Below are 23,537 nucleotides of genomic sequence, written 5' to 3'. Positions count from 1 at the left end.
TATTCTGACGCAGCTCGGTCCCGCGATGGGGACAACTGCCCATCCCGGCGGCTGACAGCCAACCGCCCCTGTGGACCGCGGCCCCCGCCGTCTGCGTGACGTGAAACGATGGTCGGATGCGCGGTTCTTCCTCCCTGCCCTACGTCGCCGACCAGGACATCTCCCGGTTGGTCGATTCCAGGGCGGCCGAACGCGGGAAGGCGTATGCGCGGCAGGGTGCCGTCACCGGGCTCATCTGGGAACCCACGGACGGTGCGGCCTCCACGGACAGGTCTCCTTCCACCCTGTTCGGGCAGGTGCAGGGCAACGATCCGCTGCCCTACGAGACCTTCGTGCTCCTGGTACCCGGCAAAGCCCCCTCGGCGTCCCTGCCCCGGCACTGGACCCCCTTGCGGGGCGGGTGCAGCTGCCCGGTCCGCAATGACTGCAAGCACGCTGCCGCGCTCCTCTACGCCGCCACCACGCAGGCCATCCGCGAACACCTCCGCGGGCCTGACGGCCCAGGATCCATGGGACCGGGCGGGATGTTCGATCCTGACGCCGCTCCCACGCCACCGGGGCCGCAGGGCTGGGGCGAGGTGGAGCGCTTCACGGACGGCGTGGTGACCTCCTCTCCCGGGGGCTCCAACGGTTCCGGCGCCGGCCAGCAGCCGGCCGATTGGCGCACGGTGCTCGGCGAGCTCACCGGCCACCAGGAGGAGCCGCACGCCGAGGCCTCGGTGGGGCTCGGGGTGGAGCTGTTGGCCGAGCCGCGCAGCCAGATGCGCCGGCGCTGGGGTGCCGGTGAGGCCACCGTGGCGGACGTCCAGGAGGGGGCCGCGCTGCACGTGCAGCTGCGGCCACTGCGTCAGGGGACCCGGGACAACTGGATCAAGGGCGGACTGACCTGGAAGAAGTTCCAGTACGGGGGGCTGCGCCACCAGTTGCGCCCGGACCAGGTGGAGCTGCTCGGCCAGCTCTACCGCCTCCACCTGGCCGAACGGCCGCCCTCCCACGGCTACGGCACCGATGAGACCATCCGACTGGACACCCTCACGGGCCCGGCAGCCTGGCAGCTGCTGGTCCGCGCGCACCAGGCCGGCGTGGAGTTCGTGGGTCAGGGGATCGTCAGCGAGGTGGTCCTCACCGCACCCGGCACCGTCCGCCTGGACGTGAGCGGCCCGGAGGAGGACCTGGCCGTCACACCGGTGGTGGAGTCCGGAGGGCAGGAGGTCCCCGCGGCTCGGGCAGCCGGCACCGGCGGGTTCGTGGCCACCGAGGTGCTCAGCGACTCCTCGCGGCGCCTGGCCCCGGTGCGGCTGACGCTCGTCCCGGCCGCCGAGACCGTCCCCAGGGCCGTGCTGGACCTGCTCGCCCAGCCCGAGCCCCTGCGGATCCCGAAGGCGGAGTCCGAGGAGTTCTTCTACGACGTCTACCCACGGTTGTCCCGCATCCTGCCCGTGGACAGTGCGGACGGTACGGTGACCTTCCCTGAGGTCCCGGCACCCCAGCTGCAGCTCTCCGTGGCCCACCGCCGCCACCACGAGACCGTCCTGGAATGGTCCTGGCTGTACTGGGGCCCCAAGCGCGAGCTGCCCGTGGAGCACCGGCGCTCCCACACCCGCGGCGGATGGTCGCCCACCGGGTACAGCGGACGAGCCCGCGGGGTGGACGTGGACCGGGACATCGAGCACGAGGATGCGGTGCTGGAATCGATCCGCGCCACGGCGGAGGAGGCCACGGACGGGGTGGCCGTACTGCCCGGTTACATCCGGGACACCCACCTGCACGGGGCGGACACCGCCCGGTTCGTGGAATACGTGTTGCCGGAGTTGGACAAGCTGGACCACGTCAGGGTGGTGGAGCATGGCAAGCGCCCGGACTACCGGGAACTGACGGACGATCCCCAGGTCCGCGTCACGCAGGTCCAGGCCGCCAACCCTCAGGACAATGACTGGTTCGACCTCGGCTTCGAGATCACCGTCAACGGCCAACTGATCCCCTTCACCTCCGTGTTCAAGGCCCTGGCGCAGGGCAAGAAGACCCTCCTGCTCAACGACGGCACCTACTTCTCCCTCGACAACCCGGGACTGAACCGGCTGCGGGAACTCATCTCCGAGGCCGAGGCCATGGGGGAGTGGAAGCCGGACGAGCCGAGGATCAGCAAGTATGACGTGGCCCTGTGGGAGGAGTTCGAGGACCTCGCCCACGAGTCGGAGGAGGCGGTGGCCTGGCGCGAGTCCGTGGGGGCGCTCAAGAACCTCTCCGAGATCACGACGCCGGCCGTGCCGGCAGGCCTGGACGCCACCTTGCGTCCGTATCAGCTCGAGGGCTTCGCCTGGCTGTCCTTCCTCTACGACCACGGACTCGGCGGGATCCTGGCTGACGACATGGGACTGGGCAAGACCGTCCAGACGCTGGCCCTGATCCTGAGGGCACGCCAGCTGAGTGAGCCCGGTGGCAGCGAGCACATCCACGAGGCCATGACCGCCCCGGACGCGCAGCTCCACGGCGAGCCCGAGCCCGCACCCCAGGTGGCGCCACCGTTCCTGGTGGTGGCGCCGTCGTCGGTCCTCTCCGTCTGGAAGGAGGAGGCCGAGCGCTTCGCGCCAGGGCTGGACCTGCGCGTGCTGGACGCCACCTCGGCCAAGCGGGGGACGCGGGTGGCCGCCGAAGTGGCCGGGGCTGACGTGGTGGTCACGAGCTACACCCTGCTGCGCCTGGACTCGGATCAGTACACGGAGCTGGAGTGGGACGGGCTGGTGCTGGACGAGGCGCAGTTCGTGAAGAACCGGACCGCCAAGGCGCATCAGGCGGCCAAGGCCATCCAGGCCCCGTTCCGGCTGGCCATCACGGGCACCCCCATGGAGAACTCATTGTCCGATCTGTGGGCGCTGCTCTCCCTGACCGCCTCGGGTCTGTTCCCCTCGCCCACGGTCTTCCGCGCCGAATACACCAAGCCCATCGAATCGCCGGATGCCTCCGAGGACGGCCGCCGCTTCGCCGCAGAGCGGATGGCCCGGCTGCGGCGTAGGATCCGGCCGTTCATGCTGCGGCGGACCAAGGACCTGGTGGCCTCGGACCTGCCGCCGAAGCAGGAGCAGGTCAGCCACGTGGAGCTCGTCCCGAAGCACCGGCGGCTCTACGATCAGGTGCTGCAGCGCGAGCGGCGCAAGGTCCTCGGGCTGCTGGAGAACATGGAGGAGAACCGCTTCGTCATCTTCAAGTCGCTGACGCTGCTGCGCATGCTGGCCCTGGACCCGGCGATCGTGGATGAGAAGTACGCGGCCGTGCCGTCCTCCAAGATGGAGGCACTCATGGGCCAGCTCGAGGAGATCGTCTCCGAGGGGCATCGGGTCATCATCTTCAGCCAGTTCACCTCCTTCCTCACGCGGGTCGGCGATGCCCTGGCGGACCGCGGGGTGGCCTTCGCCTACCTGGACGGGTCCACGCGGAACCGCTCGATGGTGATCGAGGAGTTCAAGACCGGGACGGCGCCGGCCTTCCTCATCAGCCTCAAGGCCGGCGGCTTCGGCCTGACCCTGACCGAGGCCGACTACGTGTTCCTGCTGGATCCGTGGTGGAACCCCGCCACCGAGGCACAGGCCGTGGACCGTGCACACCGGATCGGTCAGGACCGCACCGTCATGGTGTACCGCATGGTGGCCGAGGGCACCATCGAGGAGAAGGTGCTGGCACTGCAGCAGAAGAAGGCCGCACTGTTCAGCTCGCTGACGGACGGTGACGCCGCCTTCTCCTCCACCATCACCGCCGATGACGTGCGCGAGCTGTTCACCCCTGAGGACGACTGACGCCGGCTGCCCGTGTGGCCGGCTGGCGGGGTGACGACTGCCCGTGTGGCCGGCTGGCGGGGTGACGACTGCCCGAGTGTCCGTGTGGGTAGCCGCAACTCAGAGGTCAAGCCACGGTCGTCGCGCTGGCATGGTCGGCCACAGTCATCCTGCCCAGCCGCAGTCATCCTGCCCAGCCGCAGTCATCCTGCCCAGCCACAGCGACAATCACTGTGGCTGGGCATGAAAGCTGTGGCTGTGTCGACGGGTTTCTATGACGCGGCAGGAAAGCTGTGATTGAAGCGGCGATCTTCTGCGGCGGCACGGGGAACGCCGGCCCGTGACAGCTTGTCCGCTAGAAGCTGCGGCGTGATCAAGTCGGCCCACATCCAGCGGACGAAGCGGATGCCCTCCTCTTGGATGCGTTCCGCCCGTAGCTTCTCCTCACGAATCACGCTGTCGACATCCTTCCCGGAGTAACTGGCCCCTCCGCTGTACTTCTTCTTGCCGTCGAACTCTCCGGCCAATCTCAACTCCTTCCACCAGAAGTCGACGATGCCCAGCGGAGCCCCGTGTGCATCGCGGATCTGATGCTGGAGTTCCGGCGGCTGGAAGCCCAGCTCGTCAATGCAGAACCTGCTGAGGGATTCGCCAGGTGACTCGGACAGCGGAGAGGCGAACGAGGCAAGCTGGCGAAAGGTCTCCGCTGCCCTCTGTGTGAGGCAGAGGTTCGCAAGCCCGAGGAGTTCCTCGCTCCCCATGGGGGTGGCCACGATGGGGTGTTTGCCGTCATCTGTGAGCCGTCTGCCGCTGAGCACGGCATCGGCCACCATGATGGCGCTGCTCCGTGCCATGTGCGGGAGGCTGTCCGCCAGAGTCATATGGAGGTCCTCGGAATGGAGCGCGATCTGGCCATCGAGGATCAGCGCGGCCGCGGGTCGCTCTGCGCTGGGGGAGTCCGCCCATGCCTTCGGGTATGCCAGCCGACGTTCGGCGAACAGGGGGCGCTTCGAAGCCTTGGGCTGTGGTCTTCGGGTAGTCCCAGCGGCGCCGATGCTGGAGGCTCGCAGCTTCACTTCCCTGGGAATCGTGTTCAGCGGAAGACGGTGGAGCATCAGCGAGGTTTCCCGTGCGAACACCGGCGGCCTCCTCGAGGTCATGGCGATGGACAGGGCAGAGGCAAGGTGCCGATCCCGGGGGAAGGCCTTGTTCCAGGGGGAAGTCTTGACGAATGCACCGGGTCGCAGCCGTACGGCGTTTCCAGCCGCAGCGGCCCGGTGCAGCTGATGCCCCCAGTCCCTTTCCGGCCGGTCTGCCGCGGACAACATCAGCGGGATGCCCCACGCACTGAATGCGCCGGGCCCCGTGTGGCTGACGGGGTGGGCGGGCAATGGTGCTGGTTCAGGGGAGTCCATGTCCCCCACTCCACGCGGAGAGGCATGCCCATGGTGGGCGAAGCACTCGCAATTGTGGACCCCGCGCCTACGGCGGGCCGGTGTGTAGGAGCGAATCCAGCCTCGCGGACCTGCTCTGCACCGTGAGGCAAATCCCGGGCCACAGCCTTCCTGCCGGGCCACAGTGATAAACACTGTGGCCCGGCAGGATGAGTGTGGGTGGGCCGTGGTGCCTCTGTGGCCCGGCAGGATCAGTGTGAATGGGCGGTGGGGCGGCGAGGCGAGGCGGTGGTGGCGGCGGGGGAGGGCCGCGGTGCAACGAGAGCCGGTGACAGGCGGCCCCGAGCCGAGTGATTCAGCCCTGGCAGGAGGGCTGTGGCAACGCCACCTGCCGGATGCCGACGCCGCGCCGGTACAGCCGCTGTGCGGGGATGGGCACCACGGTGCGCCCCGGGTAGGCGGCCTGCAGCAGCTGGTGCGCGCCGTCGTCGTGCGGGTCCTCGAAGGAGGGCACCACCACGGCTCCGTTCACGGGCAACACGTTCACGTAGGACCATGCCAGCGGTCCGCGATCGTCCTGGCCGGCCAACGGGGCGGTCAGCGTGGCCACGTTCAGGGGCCGTCCGCGCGCGTCCGTCTCGTTCTGCAGGATCTCCAGGGTTCGCTGGGAGACCTCATGATCCGGATGGGAGGGGTTCTCCTGCCAGTGCAGCAGCACCACGGAGGGGGAGGCGAAGGCCACGAGCTGGTCGATGTGACCGCCCAGGCCGAACCGTCCCTCATGGCGGGTGAGGCCGCCGGGAAGCCAGATGACCTTGCGGATGTCCGTGTACCGGGTGAACTCGGCCTCGATGTGCGCCCGGGTCCAGCCGCCGTTGCGGGCCGGGTCCAGCAGCACGGACTCGGAGGCGATCAGCGTGCCCTCGCCGTCCGTGATGAACGCCCCGCCCTCGTTGACCATCAGGGAGAGCTGGCGCCGGGCGCGGGTGAGGTCTGCGACGGTCCCACCGGCCACATCGTCCAGCCGGTAGTCCATCCCCGGGCGGCGGCCGAAGCCGTTGAACACCCAGTCGATCATCCCGAGCTGACGCCTGCCGGTCCGGCCGTTCACGGGGCCGAGGGTGAAGGTCGGCCCGGTCAGGCCCAGGAAGGGATTGTCCATGACCAACGGGACCACGGGGATCATGGGATCCACGTAGGTGTGCACGATCTGCCGGTCCGCCGGGTCCACCAACAGGGTCACCGGCTCATAGTCCATGACCGCGTGCGCCACCCGGGTCCATGCGCGGCGGGCCCCGGACAGTTCCCAGAGGGAGGAGCCCATCTGCGCGTAGTCGCGGGGGAAGGCCATCCACAGCCGCTCCTGCAGCTCGGTGTCGGCCGGCAGATGCCAGACGGCCGTGGACAGGTCCGCAGGCTCCGCTGCCGCAGTCGCTGCGTTCTGAGGCGGTGCCGGCGGGTCCTGGCGCATGGCTCTCTTTCCTCAGGTGCATCACGGGAAATATGGGGATCGGTCCTGACCCACGTCTCTGCGCGGCCGGCTGATCCACGACCTCTCCATGTTATGCGAGGGCGCAAGCCCCCCGGCCCGGAAAGCCCCGCCCGGGCCGGTTCGTTATGCGTCCGTTTCCATATCCACCCGGCCCGCCGCCGCCTCCAGTGCGTCCCGGACGGCCACGACGGCCGGAGACCGGGCGGACGAGGACCGGATGGAGGTGAAGACGGTGCGCAGCGGGCGCCCGGCCAGGGGAATCCGGCGCAGCCGCGCCGCGTGGTCCACGAGCGTCAGGCCGGGCAGCAGCGCCACCGCGTTGCCGGACTCCACGAGCCGCACATGGGACTGCAGGTCGGCCGAGACGAAGCGGACATCCGGCTCATGGCCAGCGGATCGGATCAGCTGCTCGGCCCAGTGGCGGGTGGCCGTGCCGTGCGGCTCCATCACCCAGGGCAGTGGCCGGTGCCGCAGCAGTGCCGCGAGCTCTCCGCCGGGAGGCAGGGGTCCTCCGTCCACGGTGAGATCCGCCGGCACGGCCAGCTGCAGCTCGTCCCTCAGCAGCTGGCGGCGGTCCAGCCCGGGCCAGTGGGGAGCCGAGTGCCCGGGGTACTGCTCCGCCACCACCACGTCGAAGTCCCGCGCCCAGGCCTCGTGGAGGGCCTGCTCCGGCTCGTACTGGACCACCTCCAGCCGTAGTCCGGGATGATGCTCGCGCAACCGGGTCAGTGCCGGGGGGATCAGTGTCAGGGCGGCGGACTGGAAGGCGGCCAGCCGGACCCGTCCGCTGATGGCTCCATCCGCGGAGGTCAGGGCCGCCTCCGCCTGCTCGAGGGCGTCCAGGATCGGCTCCACGCGGCCCACCAGGGCCAGCGCCGTCTCGGTGAGCTGCACGTTCCGGCCCACGCGGCGCAGCAGTTGCGTCCGGGTCTCCCGTTCCAGTTGGGACAGCTGCTCGGACACGGAGGAGGGCGAGAGGTTCATGGCCCGGGCCACGGCGGAGAGGGTGCCGCGGATGGACAGCTCGCGCAGCAACACCAGACGGCGGATCTCCAGCATGACCGACCTTCCTGAATCGTTCGGATATTCCGAAGGGTACACCGCGGAAACGTTCGCTGGTATCGCAGTGTGGGACGGAGAACAATGGGCTCATGAGCACCCTGAACCCGGCGATCCCGGACCCTGACGAGCTGCGCACCCTGGCCCCGGCCGCCGTCGAGCAGGTCAAGGCCTGGCTCCATGAGGCGCGGAGGCACCCCTCGAACTTCTCGGCGCGGCAGTTGGCCGGGTTGCTGAAGGACCCGGCGGGGCTGGACTTCACGGTGGGCTTCGTGGACCGCGTGATCCGTCCGGAGGACCACCGGATCGCGGCGGAGGCGCTCGCGGACCTGGCCCCTCAGACCCCGGGCTTCCTGCCCTGGGTCATGCGCGCGGCCATGGGCGCCGGTGGACGGCTGGCCCCAGCAGTCTCCCCGATCGCCGTGCCGGTGGCCCGCAAGGTCCTGCGTGAACTGGTCTCCCACCTGATCGTGGACGCCACGGACGCCAAGCTCGGACCGGCCATCGCGAAGCTGAAGACCGAGGGCATCCGCCTGAACATCAACCTGCTCGGTGAGGCCATCCTGGGCCAGCAGGAGGCGGACCGGCGGATGGAGGGCATCCGCACGCTGATCGGGCGCGATGACGTGGACTACGTCTCCGTGAAGGTCTCCGCCGCCACCGCCCCGCACAGCGCCTGGGCCTTCGACGAGGCCGTCGAGGAGGTCACCGCCGGCCTCCTGCCGCTGTACGAGCTCGCCGCCGGCCAGGCCGGTGCAGGCGGCACCGGCCCCACCTTCATCAACCTGGACATGGAGGAGTACCACGACCTCGACATGACCCTGGCCGTGTTCATGCGCCTCATGGACAACCCCGCGCTGCATGATCTCGAGGCCGGGATCGTGCTCCAGGCCTACCTGCCGGACGCCCTGGACGCCATGATCCGGCTGCAGGAGTTCGCCGCGCGCCGGGTAGCCGCCGGCGGGGCTCCGCTGAAGGTCCGCGTGGTCAAGGGCGCCAACCTGCCCATGGAGCACGTGCAGGCCTCGGTCACCGGCTGGCCCGCCGCCACCGTGGAGTCCAAGCAGGCCGCGGACACCAACTACAAGCGCGTGCTCAACTACTCCCTGACACCCGAGCACACCCGCAACGTGCGGATCGGGGTGGCCGGGCACAATCTCTTCGACGTGGCGCTGGCCTGGCTGCTGGTGCAGGAGCGCGGGCTGTCCACCCGTTGGGAGGCCGGCGGGCGCTCCCCGGACGTGGAGTTCGAGATGCTGCTGGGCATGGCCACCGGCCAGGCCGAGGCCGTCCGCCAGGACGTGGGCTCGCTGCTGCTCTACACCCCGGTGGTCCACCCGCACGAATTCGACGTGGCCATCTCCTACCTCATCCGCCGACTCGAGGAGGGGGCGAGTCAGGAGAACTTCATGTCCGCCGTCTTCGAGCTGGACACGGACGCTGAGCTCTTCGCCCGCGAGGAACAGCGCTTCCTGGACTCCCTGCAGGACCTGGACACTGAGATCCCGACGCCGGCCCGCAGCCAGAACCGGCCGCTCGCCTCCTCGCCGGGAGACCTGCAGGCCTCCCTCGGACCGGTCCCCGAACCCGTGGACGGCTTCGCCAACACCCCGGACACGGACCCGTCCCTGGCCGCCAACCGGGAATGGGGCCGGGCCATCACCGCCGCGGTCCCGGGCTCCACGCTGGGGATCGAGACGGTCGCCGCGGCACAGGTGACCTCACGGGAGCAGGTGCGGGCCGCCGTCGGGCGCGCCGTTGACGCCGGCGAGGCCTGGCGGGGCCTGACCGGCACCGAGCGGGAACGCGTGCTGAACGCGGTGGCCGATTCCCTCGAGGCTCACCGTGGCGCGCTGCTCGAGGTGGCCGCCACCGAGACCGGCAAGACCCTGGACCAGGGCGACCCCGAGGTCTCCGAGGCCATCGACTTCGCCCGCTACTACGGACGGTTGGCTCGAGGCCTGGATGAGGCGCAGGGCGCGCAGTTCCACCCGGCCAAGCTGGTGCTGGTGATCCCGCCGTGGAACTTCCCCATCGCCATCCCCACCGGTGGTGTGCTGGCGGGGCTGGCCTCCGGAGCACCGGTGGTGTTCAAGCCCGCCCCGCAGTCCGTGCGCACCGGCGCCGTGGCCTATGAGGCCATCCTCGAGGGCCTGCGGGTGGGGCTCGGGCAGCTCGGCTGGGATGAGGAGCGTGCAACGGCGACTGCCGAGGGTGTGGTGAGCTTCCTCAGCATCGAGCCAGACCGCGAGGCAGAGTTGGGCGAGGGGCTCATCACCCACCCGGACGTGGAACGGGTCATCCTCACGGGCGGCTATGACACCGCGAAGCTGTTTCGCTCCTTCCGCCCCGATCTGCCGCTGGTGGCCGAGACCTCGGGCAAGAACGCGATCATCGTGACCCCGAGCGCCGATCTGGACCTGGCCGCCAAGGACGTGGTGAACTCCGCCTTCGGGCATGCGGGGCAGAAGTGCTCCGCCTCCTCGCTGGTGATCCTGGTGGGATCCGTGGCCACCTCGAAGCGCTTCCACCGTCAGCTGCTGGACGCCGCGCACTCGCTCACCGTGGGGTACCCGGAGGATCCGCGCTCACAGATGGGGCCGGTGATCGAGGAGCCCGGCAAGAAGCTGCGGCGCGGTCTGACCGAGCTGGGCAGCGGGGAGCACTGGGCCCTGCAGCCGCAGCCGCTGGACGACTCCGGCCGGTTGTGGAGCCCGGGCATCCGCGCCGGCGTCCAGCCAGGATCGGACGCCCACCTGACCGAGTACTTCGGCCCCGTGCTGGGCGTGATGACCGCCGAGACCCTCGAGGAGGCGATCGGGCTCGTCAACGCCGTGGACTACGGACTGACCTCCGGGCTGCACTCCCTGGATCCGGACGAGATCGGTGCGTGGCTGGAGACGGTGCAGGCCGGCAACCTCTACGTGAACCGCGGGATCACCGGGGCCATCGTGCGCCGGCAGCCCTTCGGCGGCTGGAAGCGCTCGACCGTCGGTGCGGGCACCAAGGCCGGTGGGCCGCACTACCTGCACGGGCTGGGCACGTGGACGGACGCGCCCGCTGCCACCAGTGCCACGGGCATCCTGCCGGGCCACAGTGATGATCAGGAGGGTGCGGCAGGATTGGTGTGGGCCGCCGGGGAGGCCGACGGCTTCACGGGGATGGGGCACCATCTGGCGAACGCGGCGGACCTGGACGCGGGGGACCGCCGCTGGCTTGCCGATGCCGACCGTCTCGACGAGGCCGCGTGGGGGGAGACGTTCGGGGTGGCCCGGGACATCTCGGCGCTGATGGCCGAGCGCAACGTGCTGCGTCACCTGCCGGTGCCGGTCACGGTCCGCTGGGAGTCGGGTCCGCTGGTGCACCTGCTGCGTGTGCTCATGGCCGGCCGCCGTGCCGGGGCGCCGCTCGCGGTGAGCGTGCCGGAGAGGCTGCCGGCCGGCGTCGGGCATCTGCTGGCCGGTGACCCGGACGTGGTGGTGCACGTGGAGGACACCGCGGCGTTCCACGCCCGGGCCGCGCAGCTCACCGGGCTGCCGCCGTCCGCGCCGGGAGCCGGGGACCCCCGGATCCGGCTGGTGCAGGACTGGAGCGCCTCGGCGGCGGACTCCTCGCGTGATGCCGTGCTCGCCCTGCACGCTGCCCTGGACGGCTCGCCGGACGTGGCCGTGTACGCGGGTCCGGTGGTCTCGGCCGGGGACGTGGAGCTGTTGCCGTTCGTGCATGAGCAGGCCATCTCCATCACGGCCCACCGCTTCGGCACCCCGGACCACCTCACCGACCACCTGCTCTGACCCCTTTCACGATCACGGGCACCGTGCCGCGAGTTTCACAGCCGTATGGTCTTTTCCTGACGGAAACCCGTCATGAAATGACCATACGGCTGTGAAAGTACAGAGAGGTGGGCGGCCAGTGGAGACTGGACTGGATAGAGTCGGGCGAATGAGTCCGGCATCCGAGCAGCCCCGATCCGTGTTCGTCCGTTCCCAGGTGGTCGAGGCCGCCGTCGAGCTGTTCGGCGAGCGGGGCTTCGAGTCCACGAGTGTGGACGATCTGGCCCGTGCCGCCGGGATGTCTCGGTCCACCTACTTCCGTCAGGTCGGCGGCAAGGAGGACGCGGTGTTCGCGGACCACCCCCCGCTCATCGAGGAGCTGGGGGCGTGGATGGACGGTGAACTCGGCGACGGGGCCGGTGACGGCCGCCCAGCCGATCCGTGGGCCACCGTGTGCGCGGCCTCCGAGCGCGTCTTCGCGCACCTCTCCGCAGACCTGGACCTGGCCCGCCGCCGCTATACCGAGGTCCGTGCGGTCCGTGCCCTGCGGGATCGCGAGATCATCACCGAGCGCGGGTATGAGCGGCTCTTCTCCGACTATCTGCGCCGGAACGTCCCGGGTCTGGAGCTGGTGGAGGCCATCGGCTTCGCCGCCCTGGTCACCGCCACGCACAACCACTTCCTGCGCCAGGCGGTCCGGACCGAGTCGAGTGAGCCTGCGGAGCAGGTCAGGGATCGTCATGCGGCGGACCTGGACCGGGCGCTGGTGCGGGTCCGCCTGCGTTTCGGAGTCGGTGCGGAGGGTGGGCAGGGGGCAGGGGACGACGCCGGCCCGGCCGCCTCCTCCGCGCAGGTCCTGGTGGCGAGCTTCCCCGTGACCATGCCCTCCGGCGAGGTGCTGCGCCGGGTGCGGGACGCACTGGGTTCTGGAGATGAGGAGCGCACCACGGGCCAGTCGTGACACTCCGATCCATTGCAGATGAAACTGAGTGTCATCTAGGATGGGCCCATGACCGAGCACTCCTCTGCCTCTGATGCCTCTGACTCCGGCGTCTTCCCCGGCGCCACCGAGCCCGCCTACGACGTGACCAGCCCGCTGGACGTCGACTACTACGATGCGTTCCGGGACATCCCGGCCGCCGATCGTGAGATCTGGGACCGGGCGCGGGAGGCCGCGGCCGCCGTCGCGCCCCAGATGGCCGAGGGCTGGGAGCGTCACCTCTACCCGGTGGAGGCTGCGGTGAGTCTCGGGAGGCACCAGCTGTTCAATGACGGGCTGGTCCACCCGGACCTGGAGGAGTTCTCGCCGTTGGCCACCGGGCTGGTGAACATGGAGGTCTCCCGCATCGATGGCTCCCTCGGCACCGTGATCGCCGTCCAGGGAGGGCTCGCCCTGCGGACCCTGGTCTACTGCGGCAGTGAGGAGCAGCAGGCTCGCTACGTCAAGCCGCTGGCCTCCGGCGAGGTGCTCGGCTCCTTCGCGCTGACCGAGCCGGACCACGGCTCCGACTCCTCCGGGCTCGCCACACAGGCCACCCGGACGGCCGAGGGGTGGGTGCTGCGTGGGGCCAAGAAGTGGATCGGCAACGGCGCCTCCGGTGGCATCACCTTCGTCTGGGCGCGGGTGGAGTCCCCCGGGGACGAGGATCATGGAAGGGTCCGCTGCTTCCTGGTGCCGCAGGACACCCCGGGCTACCGCGCCGAGGTCATCTCCGGCAAGGGCGCCCTGCGCGCGATCGACCAGGCGCTGATCCACCTGGACGACGTCCGACTGCCGGCTGACGCCCTGTTGCCGGGGTCCCGCTCGTTCAAGGACACCTCGAGAGTCCTCTACGCCACCCGTGCCGGGGTCGCCTGGTCCGCGCTGGGCCACGCCACGGCGTGCTTCGAGTCCGCGCTGGCCTATTCCCGGCAGCGGGTGCAGTTCGGCAAGAAGCTGGCCCAGCACCAGATGGTGCAGGAGAAGCTGACCCGGATGCTCTCCCATCTGGTGGCCATGCAGATGTACTGCGTGAACCTGGCCCAGCTCGAGACCGAGGGCCGCCTGCGCCCCACCCAGGCCTCGCTGGCCAAGTACCACAACACCCGCACGGCTCGGTTGATCGCGTCCGAGGCCCGGGACATGCTGGGCGGCAACGGCATCCTGCTGGAGAACGGCGTGATCCGCCACCAGATGGACATCGAGGCGATCCACACCTATGAGGGGACCGAATCCGTCCAGGCGCTGCTGATCGGCCGGGACCTGACGGGATTCAGCGCTTTCGCCTGAGCGTTCGCCTGAGCCTTCACAGGCCCGCGCGGACACCCGCCTGGACGGCCACCCCGAGCAGAACTACCCGCCAGTAACTTATCGTGGCACCATGGACCCATGCACCTGATCTTCCGCACGCTCCTCGTGCTCCTCAAGGCTCGCCGGCGCTCCAGGCTGACCGTCTGGGAGACCTCGTCACTGCCCCTGAAGGCCCTGCCCACGGACATCGACTTCGCCATGATCGTGAACAACGGGATGTACTTCTCCCTCATGGACCTGGGGCGGTTCGACCTGCTGGCCCGCAGTGGCTTCTGGGACCTGATGATGAAGCGCAAGTGGACCCCCGTGGTGCAGTCGGAGCAGATCACCTTCCGCAAGTCGATCCGGCTGTGGCAGCGTTTCAGCCTCGAGACACGGATCATCGGGGTGGACGAGAAGTGCATCTGGATTGAGCAGCGCTTCGTCCGGGACGGGGAGATCTACGCGCGGGCCTACCTCGCCACCCGCTTCGTGGATGGCGGAGGCGCGGTGCCGCTGGAGGATGTCATCGAGGCCGTCCAGACCGAACTGGGCCAGAGCCTGCCGGAGGACTTCACCGTCCCGGACTGGCTGCACGAGTGGCGCGGCAACGTCGCGCTGCCCAGCACCCGCAGGCCGGCCCCGCATTCCTGGTAGGGCTCCAGGCGGGACGAACTGCGCCGGCCGCGCGGCCGCCCAGGTGCCCTCGCCTGCCGGCGATGGCACCATGGGGGGATGAACAACCGTCTGCTCATCATCGGGGGACTGGCCACGTTGGGCCTGGTCCTGGTCATCGCCTACCTGGTCGGCTTCTGGGCGTGGATCTTCCTCGGCGTGCTCGCCCTGCTGCTGGTGGTCGTCGCCATCTGGGACGTGACGCAGAAGAAGCACGCCATCCTGCGGAACTTCCCGGTGATCGGTCACGCCCGCTACCTGTTGGAGTCGATCCGTCCGGAGATTCAGCAGTACTTCATCGAGCGCAACCATGACGGGCGGCCCTTCGACCGGGACACCCGGTCCATCGTGTACTCGCGGTCCAAGGGCGCGGATGATCACAAGGCCTTCGGCACGGAGAGGGATACCGGCAGCATCGGCTACGAGTACCTGTTGCACTCCACGGCACCCGTCCGCCCTCCGGAGCGGATCCCCACGGTGCGCATCGGCGGACCGGACTGCCTCCAGCCCTATGACCTGTCCCTGATGAACATCTCCTCGATGTCCTTCGGCTCACTGTCCAAGAACGCGGTCCTGGCCATGAACAAGGGCGCGGGGATGGGCGGGTTCGTCCATGAGACCGGCGAGGGCGGGCTCACCAAGTACCACCGGGGCAACGGGGCGGACCTGTTCTGGGAGATCGGCTCCGGATACTTCGGCTGCCGCACCCTCGACGGGCACTTCAACCCCGAGACCTTCGCCGAGAAGGCCACCCTGCCCGAGGTCAAGGGCATCACCATCAAGCTGTCCCAGGGGGCCAAGCCCGGGCTCGGCGGGGTGCTTCCCGGTCCCAAGGTGACGCCGGAGATCGCCGAGGCGCGCGAGGTTCCGGTCGGCGTGGACTGCATCTCCCCGGCGTCCCACTCGGCGTTCACCACCCCACGTGAGATGGTGCGGTTCATCGGTCAGTTGCGGGAGCTCTCCGGCGGCAAGCCGATCGGCATCAAGTTCTGCGTGGGTTCGCGGACGGACGTGCTGGCCATGTGCAAGGCGATCTGGGAGGAGCGGATCGCGCCGGACTACATCATCGTGGACGGTTCGGAGGGCGGCACCGGCGCCGCCCCGCTGGAGTACTCGGACCATGTGGGCACCCCGCTGACCGAAGGGCTCATGCTGGTGCACAACGCGTTGGTGGGCACCGGACTGCGGCACATGATCAAGATCGGCGCGGCGGGCAAGGTGGCCTCCGGCTCGGATATCGTCAAGCGGCTCATCCAGGGCGCTGACTTCACCATGTCCGCTCGGGCCATGATGATGGCCACCGGCTGCATCCAGGCTCAGAAGTGCCACACCAACCACTGCCCGGTGGGTGTGGCCACGCAGGATCCCCGCCTCGTGCGGTCCCTCGACGTGGAGGACAAGTCCAAGCGGGTGCACAACTATCAGAAGCTCACGGTCCGGGAGGCCGTCCAGATCATGGCCTCGATGGGCCTGGACCGTCCCTCGCAGCTGAACACCCGCATGCTCCGCCGCCGCGTGGACCACCTGAACACCCGTTCCTATGCGTCCATCTACCACTGGCTGCGGGAGGACGAACTGCTCAACGAGCCGCCGCGTGGTTGGGCCGCCGACTGGCGGGAGGCCGACGCCGACCACTTCGGCGAGCACGCCCCGGTGGACTACCTGACCGAGCCGGACCCGCAGTGGCGCGATGAGCTGGACGTGCAGACCTCGGCGATGTCCCTCGGCGAGCTGCGTTCCTCCCTGCGGTCCGGAGGGCAGCGCGTCCCGACGGCGGCCGGCGCGGTCCGCTCGGCCGGTGGCACGGATTCGGCCGCTGACCGCGGCGGGGAGGGCAAGGCCGGCGGGGAGGGCGAGCCCCGCTCCGGCGGACGTCCACCCGAGCGCAATGCGGACGCGAAGGGCGAGGACGGCGCCCGCCCCCGCCGCTCGGGCGAGACGGGGAGCACCCCGATGGTCAGCAACGAGCCACGACCGGAGGGCCGCTTGGGCTCCTGACTCCGGTCCTCCTACTGTGGTCTGCATGACGACTGAATCTGACCCTCCGGTGTCCCCGGGCCTCTGGCCCGCGCCACCCCAGCTCGAGTTCCTCGCCACCGTGGCCGTGGAGGTGGCCGCTCCCGTGGAGGTCGGGCGGACGCATCGCGGGCAGCGCCGGATCATCCCGATCGCCGGCGGCACGGTGACCGGCCCGGAACTCAATGGGGCGGTCCTGGCCGGCGGCGCCGACTTCCAACTCATCGAGTCCGCGACCTCCTCGGACCTGGATGCGCGCTACGTCATCGAGGCCGACGGCGGCGAGCGGCTCTACGTCATGAACGCCGCCTACCGCACGGGCTCGGCTGAGGACATCGCGGCGTTGGCCCGCGGTGAACGGGTGCCCGCCGAGCGCATCTACTTCCGCTGCGCCCCTCGGTTCGAGGTGGCCGGCGAGCGGTGGGCCTGGCTGGAGTCCACCGTGGTCATCGGCTCCGGCCGTCGCGAACCGGACCGGGTCCTGATCGACCTCTGGGCGGTTTGCTGAGCCGGCTGAGGAGGCGCCGGGTCCGCGCCGGAGCGCTCAGGCCGGCCGGTCCTGCCGATAGCTGGTGCGCGCCTTCTCCGTGAGCGGTGCCGGCTGGACGGTGACCCGGATCGGGACCTGAACATGGTCCTCCACCTGGACCTTGGAGGAGGGGGTGTCCTCGCCCCAGAGCAGGGTCAACTCGGTGCCGGGCTCGGCCAGCTCCGCATCGATGATGGCCAGGGACAGGATGGCGCGTTCATTCGCCGAGTATCCGGTCCAGGTCGAAATGCCCGCCGGCCGGCCGTCCTGCTCTACCCGGTCGAAGTGGAACGTGTCATACAGGGCCATCGGCAGGTTGATGAACTTGGCCCCGGGCCCCGGATGGAACATGGAACCGTAGGCCTTCGCCGTGTCCTCCCCGTTCCACACCAGCGTGACCTTCTTCCGGCGCGTGGTGGTGCCCGCCTGCTCCATGGCCTGGAGGGCCTGACTGCCGATGAAGTCGTGATCGAACTTCACGATCCGCCCGTAGTCGAGTTCATAGGGGGTGACGTAGTAGTCGGCAATGTCCTGGGAGTGGAACGATCCACCCAGCGGCGCAGTGGCCTCGTAGGAGTTGGCGCTCAGCCATTCGCGGTAGCCCTGGAGCTCATCCCCGGAGTAGATGGCCGGCAGCGGGCGCGGCAGCCAGCCTGATTCCAGGGCATTGGTGTGATAGGCGCGGCCGCCCACCTGGGTCAGCCCGAACTCCCGGCCCGCCTCGAGGAGGGCGGCATGCACGGCCTGGTTGTCCTCCCACGGACCCCACAGCTCCAGTCCCGGTTCGCCGGCCATGCCGTGCCGCAGGGCCCGCACCTCTTTTCCGGCGATCGTCAGGCGCGTCATGTGGAAGAACTTCAGCGTCGGGGGTTCCTGCCCCGTGGCAGCCCGGATCACGTCCATGGCGCCCGGTCCCTGGACCTGATAGCGGTAGAGCCGCGGGTCGCCCTTGCGGTACAGCGAGTTGTCATCGCGCCAGATCTCGACGTCGTAACCGCCGGTCTCCGCGTGATAGTGCAGCCAGTTGATCGAGGGTGGGATGCCCACGGCCTGGTACTCGTCCTCCTCGAGGTGGAACAGGACGTTGTCCCCGATCACGTGCCCGGAGGGACTCACGGCCACGTACTGCTTGGCCATCTCCACCGGGAAGTTGGCCACCGAGTTGACCGCGGTGTCGCTGATCAGCTTCAGGGCGTCCGGACCCTTGATGTTGAGGTCTGCCATGTGGTGGGACTGGTCGTACAGGACGGCGGTGCGGCGCCAGGCCAGCTGTTCGTCCCGCCAGTTGGTGAACTCCGGCACCACGTGGGGCACCACGGCGGGCGGGGTCTGCGATTCCCACAGGAGGTTGACGGCTCCTCCGGCCTGGGCGATGGCGTCTTCGAGATGATTGACCATGATTCCTCTTCGCTGAACGGGTTCGTCGGGTGAATATCCCTCCCTGTCAGTGTGGTGAGGGTCATATGGTCTGTAAAGTCCCTTTTGAGGTCAATCATCCGAAGGAGAACTGCGTTATGGACGTGGAGGCCATCCTGGGGCCGCAGTTGACACTGCGTCAGCTCGAGTTGTTCGTGGCCGCCACGGACCACAGCTCGTTCACAGCGGCGGCGAAGCATGCGTTCGTGACCCCGAATGCCGTCTCCCTCGCGGTCAGCGATCTGGAACGGGCCCTGGGAGTCACCCTGCTCGTGCGCCAGCGGGCCCGCGGGGTCACCAGCACCCCGGCGGGGGTGCAACTGGCCGAGGGGGCGCGAGCGCTGCTGCGGCAGGCGAGTGACCTGCAGCTGACCGTCGGGGACCATGGCGAGGAGCTCTCCGGTCCGGTGGCAGTGGGCTGCTACTCGACGCTGGCGCCGACGGTGGTGCCGGAACTGTGGGAACGGTTGGCGGATCGGCATCCGGAGATCGAGTTGACCATCACGGAGGGGACCACCGAGCACCTCGTGGGGCAGCTCCACGAGGGGAGGCTGGACTGCGTCGTCGCCTACGAGGTGGCGCTGCCCCTGGGACTGGCCGTCCGGCGGCTGTACAACGCCCGGCCCTCGGTCGTGCTGCCGGAGTCCCACCGGCTCGCCGGCCAGGCCGCGGTGGACCTGACGGAGTTGGAGGGCGAGCCGCTCGTGCTCTTCGACCTGCCGCCCAGCGGCCAGAACACGCTGCACCTACTGCGCAGCCGCGGGCTCCGGCCCCGCGTGGCGCACCGCACCACGAACTTCGAACTCGTGCACTCCCTGGTGGGCCGAGGCATGGGGTTCGCGGTGCAATACCAGCACTCCGGCGTGGACGTGAGCCAGGAGGGGCGCCGGCTGGCCTTCCGCCCGATCGCCCCGGAGCCGGAGTCCGAGCCCGTCATGGTGGCCTGGCCGGAGAGGCTGCCCCTCACCTCGAGGGCGGCGGCGGTGGTCCACCTGGCCCAGGACTGCCTGCCGGTCGCCGAACAGGCCTGCTGAGGGCTCGGCTCAGTCCCACTGGTGGCCGGCATCCACGAAGTGCCCCCGGCGCCGCCCGTCGGAGTCCAGGTGCCAGCCTGCCCGCTTCGGGATGTTCGAGATGATGACCGTCTCGCGGATCTCCAGCCGTGGCAGGCGCTGTGAGGCGAGCTGTTCCACGGACATGATGTCCGTGGCCGAACGGTGCCACATCATGAACATGAAGTTGGAGCGGCCCGTGGTGGAGGCGCAGAGGCGCAGGGCTCCCATGCTGGCCAACTCCTCCGCCGCCGCGTCATGATCGGACGCCGGCAACCGGGCGAACCACTGGCACATCACGGGGTAGCCCGTCGCCCGGTGTGAGACGTCGCAGCGGAAGTTCAGGGCACCGGACTCCAGGACGCGTTGGAGTCGGCGCCGGGCCGTGGCAGGGTGCAGGCCTGTCGCCTCGGCGATCTGCGCAGCCGTGGCCCGGCCGTCCTGGCCGAGGACACGCATGATGGGCCCGAAGGACGCCGGTGGCGGGCCCGGGTGGGACTCGGGGGACGGCGGTGACCCCGCTGCCGCCTGCAGTGCGCGCCGTTGTGCCGGCGTCAGGGCATCCAGCTCCCAATCGGAGGCGGTGCGGTGCAGGCGCGTGCAGAACGTGGACTCGAACCCGGAGAGATGGGGGATGGCCTCCAACTGTGGATAGACGGTCTCCGTGAGCAGGGCCGGGTTCGCGGAGATCACGGTGAGCATGAAATCCCGGTCACGGTGACATTCCTCCACTGAGAACACCTCGGGGATCCTGCCGATCGCCTCCGCCACGCTGCGCCGGTGGTTGGGCGTGCACCGGACGTCGTGAAAGGACAGGGCCATCTGGTCCGGGTTTCCTCGCGGGTGTGCGGTGATCCAGGCACCGCCACCACCTTCGATCCGGCGCCATCGGGCTGCCAGCGAGGTCGGGTGCCGGTCGAGGATCTCGCCCAGGGCGGTCCACGGCATCCGCGGTACCACTTGGAGCGCGTTGACCAGTTGAAGGTCCTCCTCGTCCAGCTGCTGGGGAGCGCTGTTCATGAACTGCTCCAGGAGGCATTGGGATGTGAATTTCCAGTGATTGAACGCGAAGTGATGCAGGACACAGCACAATGATAGCGAGCAAATGCAGCATTCGGTTCTCGGCTGCTGACCTGAATCATCCACTCTCCCGGAGGATCACCATGATCACAGAAGTAACGGCGAGCGCAGCTCCGAGCGCTGATCCGAACCACGTGCTGAGCCTGGCGAATACGCCGGTGCTCTGGATCTGTGCCCTCGGCGTCTTCCTGGTGATCGTGATCCAGTCCGTCATCTACATGGGTGCCGCCCGCAAGGCCGCGCCTTCCGTGGGCATGAGCCGTCAGGAGCTCAACCTCTCGTTCCGCACCGGCGCCATCGCGGCGATCGGCCCCTCGCTCGCCGTGGTCCTGGTGGCCGTGGCCCTGCTGGCGCTGTTCGGCACCCCGGCCACCCTGGTCCGCATCGGACTGATCGGCTCGGTGCAGTTTGAGACTGCCGCCGCCAGCATCGCTGCCGGCACGGCCGGCGCGGAACTCGGTGGACCGTCCTACGATCAGCAGGCCTTCGCCATCATGTTCTTCGCCATGAGCCTGGGTGGTGCCATGTGGATGCTCTCAACCCTCATCCTGACGCCGCTCATGAAGAAGGGGGAACACCGGATGGCCAAGGTCAACCCGGCACTGATGACCGTGGTCCCGGCCGCGGCCCTGTTGGGCGCATTCCTCTCCCTCGGATTCGGGGAGGTCCCCAAGAGCTCCGTGCACGTCATCACCCTTGCTGCCTCGGCCGTCGTCATGGGTGCCTGTCTGTTGTTGGCGAAGGTGCCGGGAATGGGTTGGTTGCGCGAGTGGGGGCTGGGGATCGCCATCCTGCTCGGCCTGTTGGCGGCCTTCCTCGCCTCCTCTGCCGGTCTCGGCCCCAGCGCCTGACCCGGTTGCCTGACCCGGCGCCTCTCCATCAGACCTCCCTCCACCCTCAGGAGTCCCCATGACCACCGCCCCCGCCACCATGGCCGCCCCGGCTTCCGGTTCCATGGACGAGTTCGACACCACCACCTCACGGTGGGGCCGGCTCACCATGATCGCCGGGCTGATCATCTCGCTCGCCGGCCCGCTGTACCTGGTCTTCTTCGCGGACCTCGGAGTGACGGCCACCACCGCCCTGTTCACCGCGTTCGCCGCCGTGGCCGGAACGTTCTTCGTCATCTGGATCATCGAGCCGATCACGTACTTCCCGATCCTCGGGCCGGCCTCCATGTACCAGGCCTTCATGATCGGCAACATCTCCAACAAGCTGCTGCCCTCGGCCCTGATCGCCCAGTCGAAGGTCGGGGCCACGCCCGGTACGCACCGCGGTGGGCTGGCCGCCGTCATGGCCATCTGCGGTGCCGCCTTCGTCCACCTGCTCTCCCTGCTCGTCTTCGTGGGCCTGTTGGGTACCTGGCTCATCAGCGTGATCCCCGAGTCCGTCACGGACGTGGTCCGTGTCTACGTCCTGCCCGCTGTCCTGGGGGCCGTCATTGTCCAGGCGATCGTGTCCCTCAAGCAGGTCCGGGCCACCGTGGTCGCGATGGCGGTGGCCGCGCTCGTGCAGTTCGTTCTGGTGCCACTGGTGCCGGCCCTGGGAATGGCGGCCACCGCGATCTCCGTGATCGTCACGCTCGTGATTGGCTGGTACGTGCGCAAGCGCGAGCCCTTCGAACCCGCCACCACAGAACCCGCCTGAGCCGAAACCCACCGGACCCACCGGACCCACCGGCACCCGACCCCATCGAAAGGCCCCACGTGACCGAGAACCACCCCCATCTCCTCGCCGATCTCCCCACCGATCTCCACCCCGACCTGCGCGAGCGCATGCTCGGCTTCTACCAGCACCTGCATGCCCACCCCGAGCTGTCCATGCAGGAGCACGCCACGGCGGAATACCTCGAGGCCCACCTGGACGCCCTGGGCATCGAGCACTTCCGTTGCGGCGGGACCGGGGTGGTGGGCGTGCTGCGCAACGGGGACGGGCCCGTCGTCGGGTTCCGGGCGGACACGGACGGGCTGCCCATCGAGGAGGACTCCACCGTGGACTATCGCTCCACGGCTCGCGGCACCCTGGAAGATGGCACCGAGGTGCCCGTGATGCACGGCTGCGGACATGACACCCACGTCACCGCACTGATGACGGCCACGGAGGTCCTCGCCGCGGATCGGGAGAACTGGTCCGGCACCGTCGTGCTCATCTTCCAGCCGGGGGAGGAGACCGCCGCCGGGGCCCGGGCCATGGTGGAGGACGGCCTTTGGGAGCGGGCGCCGCACCCGGAGATCATCTACGGCCAGCACGTCATGCCGGGGCTGACCGGGACAGTGGAGGTGGCCGGTGGACCGGCCATGGCCTACGCGGACTCGTGGAAGGTCACGCTGCGCGGCGAGCAGTCACACGGTTCCCAGCCCCAGGACTCCATCGACCCCATCGTGCTCGGGGCGCACATCATCACCCGCCTCCAGGGCATCGTCTCCCGGGAGATCGGACCCCGCCAGGCCGCCGTCGTGACCGTGGGCACCTTCCATGCAGGCCTGAAGGAGAACATCATCCCGGCCACCGCGGAGTTCACGCTGAACGTGCGCACCCTGGAGGACGAGGTGCGCACCCAGGTGCTGGCCGCCCTCCGGCGCATCATCTCCGCCGAGGCGGCTGCCTCCGGCGCCCCCGAGCCGGTGATCGAGGAGCTCTACCGCTTCCCGCGGAACGTCAACGACCAGGACGCGGCGGCGGAGCTCACCGAGGTGCTGAGCGGTGCCCTGGGTGCCGAGAACGTGCTGGTCGCCGAACCCAAGATGGGCTCCGAGGACTTCGGCACGCTGCCCGGTGCCCTGGGCGTGCCCTCGGTGTTCTGGTTCTTCGGCGGTTTCGACGCGCAGACGGTGGAGTCCGGGACCATGCCGGTCAACCACTCGCCCCGCTTCGTGCCCGTTCCGGAGCCCACCCTCTGGACAGCGGCGACGGCGGCGCTCGCCGCCCTGCGCGCCAGGCTCGGTTCCTGACCCCGCCCACTCCAACTGGAGGTCGATACCGGCCCATCTACCCGCAGGTAACCGCGGAGAA

Annotated in this window: 16 protein-coding genes; 11 read left to right on the top strand and 5 right to left on the bottom strand. The window is 69.3% G+C overall.

What is annotated here, in order from left to right; all coding sequences use genetic code 11:
• Positions 1 to 116: 116 nt before the first annotated feature.
• Positions 117 to 3,791: an SNF2-related protein gene (locus IMT31_RS06450; RefSeq protein ID WP_413544141.1), complete on the top strand. Its 3,675-nt coding sequence runs from the start codon at positions 117 to 119 to the stop codon at positions 3,789 to 3,791.
• A gap of 251 nt (positions 3,792 to 4,042) precedes the next feature.
• Here IMT31_RS06450 and IMT31_RS06445 read toward each other — a convergent pair whose 3' ends face one another.
• The 3 genes from IMT31_RS06445 to IMT31_RS06435 form a co-directional block, all read right to left on the bottom strand.
• Positions 4,043 to 5,185 (bottom strand): hypothetical protein, encoded by a 1,143-nt coding sequence (locus IMT31_RS06445; protein WP_413544140.1) that lies wholly within the window; start codon positions 5,183 to 5,185, stop codon positions 4,043 to 4,045.
• 334 nt (positions 5,186 to 5,519) lie between these two features.
• The gene (locus tag IMT31_RS06440; RefSeq protein ID WP_413544139.1) at positions 5,520 to 6,635 is read right to left on the bottom strand and encodes an agmatine deiminase family protein; all 1,116 of its coding nucleotides are present in this window, start codon (positions 6,633 to 6,635) and stop codon (positions 5,520 to 5,522) included.
• A 144-nt stretch (positions 6,636 to 6,779) separates the two neighbouring features.
• A complete protein-coding gene (locus IMT31_RS06435; RefSeq protein WP_413544138.1) occupies positions 6,780 to 7,715 on the bottom strand; it encodes a LysR family transcriptional regulator in 936 nt (311 codons plus the stop codon).
• Positions 7,716 to 7,807: 92 nt separating this feature from the next.
• Here IMT31_RS06435 and IMT31_RS06430 point away from each other — a divergent pair, with 92 nt between their 5' ends.
• The 6 genes from IMT31_RS06430 (at position 7,808) to IMT31_RS06405 (ending at position 16,956) form a co-directional block, all read left to right on the top strand.
• Positions 7,808 to 11,509 carry a bifunctional proline dehydrogenase/L-glutamate gamma-semialdehyde dehydrogenase gene (locus tag IMT31_RS06430; protein WP_413544137.1) on the top strand — a complete coding sequence of 1,234 codons (3,702 nt, stop codon included), beginning with the start codon at positions 7,808 to 7,810 and terminating at the stop codon, positions 11,507 to 11,509.
• A 148-nt stretch (positions 11,510 to 11,657) separates the two neighbouring features.
• Positions 11,658 to 12,449: a TetR/AcrR family transcriptional regulator gene (locus tag IMT31_RS06425; protein ID WP_413544136.1), complete on the top strand. Its 792-nt coding sequence runs from the start codon at positions 11,658 to 11,660 to the stop codon at positions 12,447 to 12,449.
• A 48-nt stretch (positions 12,450 to 12,497) separates the two neighbouring features.
• Positions 12,498 to 13,757, top strand: a complete 1,260-nt coding sequence (locus tag IMT31_RS06420; RefSeq protein WP_413544135.1) for an acyl-CoA dehydrogenase family protein — start codon at positions 12,498 to 12,500, stop codon at positions 13,755 to 13,757.
• 99 nt (positions 13,758 to 13,856) lie between these two features.
• On the top strand, positions 13,857 to 14,414 hold the full coding sequence (locus IMT31_RS06415; protein ID WP_345359946.1) for an acyl-CoA thioesterase: 558 nt from the start codon (positions 13,857 to 13,859) through the stop codon (positions 14,412 to 14,414).
• 78 nt (positions 14,415 to 14,492) lie between these two features.
• Positions 14,493 to 16,430, top strand: a complete 1,938-nt coding sequence (locus IMT31_RS06410; protein WP_413544134.1) for an FMN-binding glutamate synthase family protein — start codon at positions 14,493 to 14,495, stop codon at positions 16,428 to 16,430.
• 25 nt (positions 16,431 to 16,455) lie between these two features.
• Positions 16,456 to 16,956 carry a DUF3237 domain-containing protein gene (locus IMT31_RS06405; RefSeq protein WP_413544133.1) on the top strand — a complete coding sequence of 167 codons (501 nt, stop codon included), beginning with the start codon at positions 16,456 to 16,458 and terminating at the stop codon, positions 16,954 to 16,956.
• Between the two features lie 36 nt (positions 16,957 to 16,992).
• Here IMT31_RS06405 and ligM read toward each other — a convergent pair whose 3' ends face one another.
• Complete coding sequence (gene ligM, locus IMT31_RS06400; RefSeq protein WP_413544132.1) at positions 16,993 to 18,375, bottom strand: vanillate/3-O-methylgallate O-demethylase; 1,383 nt, start codon at positions 18,373 to 18,375, stop codon at positions 16,993 to 16,995.
• Between the two features lie 116 nt (positions 18,376 to 18,491).
• Here ligM and IMT31_RS06395 point away from each other — a divergent pair, with 116 nt between their 5' ends.
• Entirely contained in the window at positions 18,492 to 19,427 is a 936-nt protein-coding gene (locus tag IMT31_RS06395) for a LysR substrate-binding domain-containing protein (protein WP_413544131.1), read from the top strand.
• 9 nt (positions 19,428 to 19,436) lie between these two features.
• Here the strand turns inward: IMT31_RS06395 and IMT31_RS06390 are convergent, their stop codons facing one another.
• Positions 19,437 to 20,465 (bottom strand): Lrp/AsnC family transcriptional regulator, encoded by a 1,029-nt coding sequence (locus IMT31_RS06390; protein ID WP_413544130.1) that lies wholly within the window; start codon positions 20,463 to 20,465, stop codon positions 19,437 to 19,439.
• A gap of 143 nt (positions 20,466 to 20,608) precedes the next feature.
• Here IMT31_RS06390 and IMT31_RS06385 point away from each other — a divergent pair, with 143 nt between their 5' ends.
• The 3 genes from IMT31_RS06385 (at position 20,609) to IMT31_RS06375 (ending at position 23,476) form a co-directional block, all read left to right on the top strand.
• Positions 20,609 to 21,376 (top strand): DUF5058 family protein, encoded by a 768-nt coding sequence (locus IMT31_RS06385; RefSeq protein ID WP_413544129.1) that lies wholly within the window; start codon positions 20,609 to 20,611, stop codon positions 21,374 to 21,376.
• 58 nt (positions 21,377 to 21,434) lie between these two features.
• The gene (locus IMT31_RS06380) at positions 21,435 to 22,172 is read left to right on the top strand and encodes a hypothetical protein (protein ID WP_413544128.1); all 738 of its coding nucleotides are present in this window, start codon (positions 21,435 to 21,437) and stop codon (positions 22,170 to 22,172) included.
• A 128-nt stretch (positions 22,173 to 22,300) separates the two neighbouring features.
• Positions 22,301 to 23,476, top strand: coding sequence for an amidohydrolase (locus IMT31_RS06375; RefSeq protein ID WP_413544382.1), 1,176 nt, complete (start codon positions 22,301 to 22,303; stop codon positions 23,474 to 23,476).
• The last annotated feature ends 61 nt before the right edge of the window (positions 23,477 to 23,537 follow it).

Source organism: Citricoccus nitrophenolicus (assembly GCF_047305825.1).
Taxonomy (GTDB): Bacteria; Actinomycetota; Actinomycetes; order Actinomycetales; family Micrococcaceae; genus Citricoccus; species Citricoccus nitrophenolicus.
The sequence above is the reverse complement of the archived record's forward strand: the minus strand, read 5'-3'. Positions and strand labels throughout refer to the sequence as shown.

Bases quoted from the DNA above. Each gene is read 5' to 3' on its own strand.
- IMT31_RS06450 (WP_413544141.1), top strand. From the start codon at position 117: ATGCGCGGTTCTTCCTCCCTGCCCTACGTCGCCGACCAGGACATCTCC.
- IMT31_RS06445 (WP_413544140.1), bottom strand. From the start codon at position 5,185: ATGGACTCCCCTGAACCAGCACCATTGCCCGCCCACCCCGTCAGCCAC.
- IMT31_RS06440 (WP_413544139.1), bottom strand. From the start codon at position 6,635: ATGCGCCAGGACCCGCCGGCACCGCCTCAGAACGCAGCGACTGCGGCA.
- IMT31_RS06435 (WP_413544138.1), bottom strand. From the start codon at position 7,715: ATGCTGGAGATCCGCCGTCTGGTGTTGCTGCGCGAGCTGTCCATCCGC.
- IMT31_RS06430 (WP_413544137.1), top strand. From the start codon at position 7,808: ATGAGCACCCTGAACCCGGCGATCCCGGACCCTGACGAGCTGCGCACC.
- IMT31_RS06425 (WP_413544136.1), top strand. From the start codon at position 11,658: ATGAGTCCGGCATCCGAGCAGCCCCGATCCGTGTTCGTCCGTTCCCAG.
- IMT31_RS06420 (WP_413544135.1), top strand. From the start codon at position 12,498: ATGACCGAGCACTCCTCTGCCTCTGATGCCTCTGACTCCGGCGTCTTC.
- IMT31_RS06415 (WP_345359946.1), top strand. From the start codon at position 13,857: ATGCACCTGATCTTCCGCACGCTCCTCGTGCTCCTCAAGGCTCGCCGG.
- IMT31_RS06410 (WP_413544134.1), top strand. From the start codon at position 14,493: ATGAACAACCGTCTGCTCATCATCGGGGGACTGGCCACGTTGGGCCTG.
- IMT31_RS06405 (WP_413544133.1), top strand. From the start codon at position 16,456: ATGACGACTGAATCTGACCCTCCGGTGTCCCCGGGCCTCTGGCCCGCG.
- ligM (WP_413544132.1), bottom strand. From the start codon at position 18,375: ATGGTCAATCATCTCGAAGACGCCATCGCCCAGGCCGGAGGAGCCGTC.
- IMT31_RS06395 (WP_413544131.1), top strand. From the start codon at position 18,492: ATGGACGTGGAGGCCATCCTGGGGCCGCAGTTGACACTGCGTCAGCTC.
- IMT31_RS06390 (WP_413544130.1), bottom strand. From the start codon at position 20,465: ATGAACAGCGCTCCCCAGCAGCTGGACGAGGAGGACCTTCAACTGGTC.
- IMT31_RS06385 (WP_413544129.1), top strand. From the start codon at position 20,609: ATGATCACAGAAGTAACGGCGAGCGCAGCTCCGAGCGCTGATCCGAAC.
- IMT31_RS06380 (WP_413544128.1), top strand. From the start codon at position 21,435: ATGACCACCGCCCCCGCCACCATGGCCGCCCCGGCTTCCGGTTCCATG.
- IMT31_RS06375 (WP_413544382.1), top strand. From the start codon at position 22,301: ATGCTCGGCTTCTACCAGCACCTGCATGCCCACCCCGAGCTGTCCATG.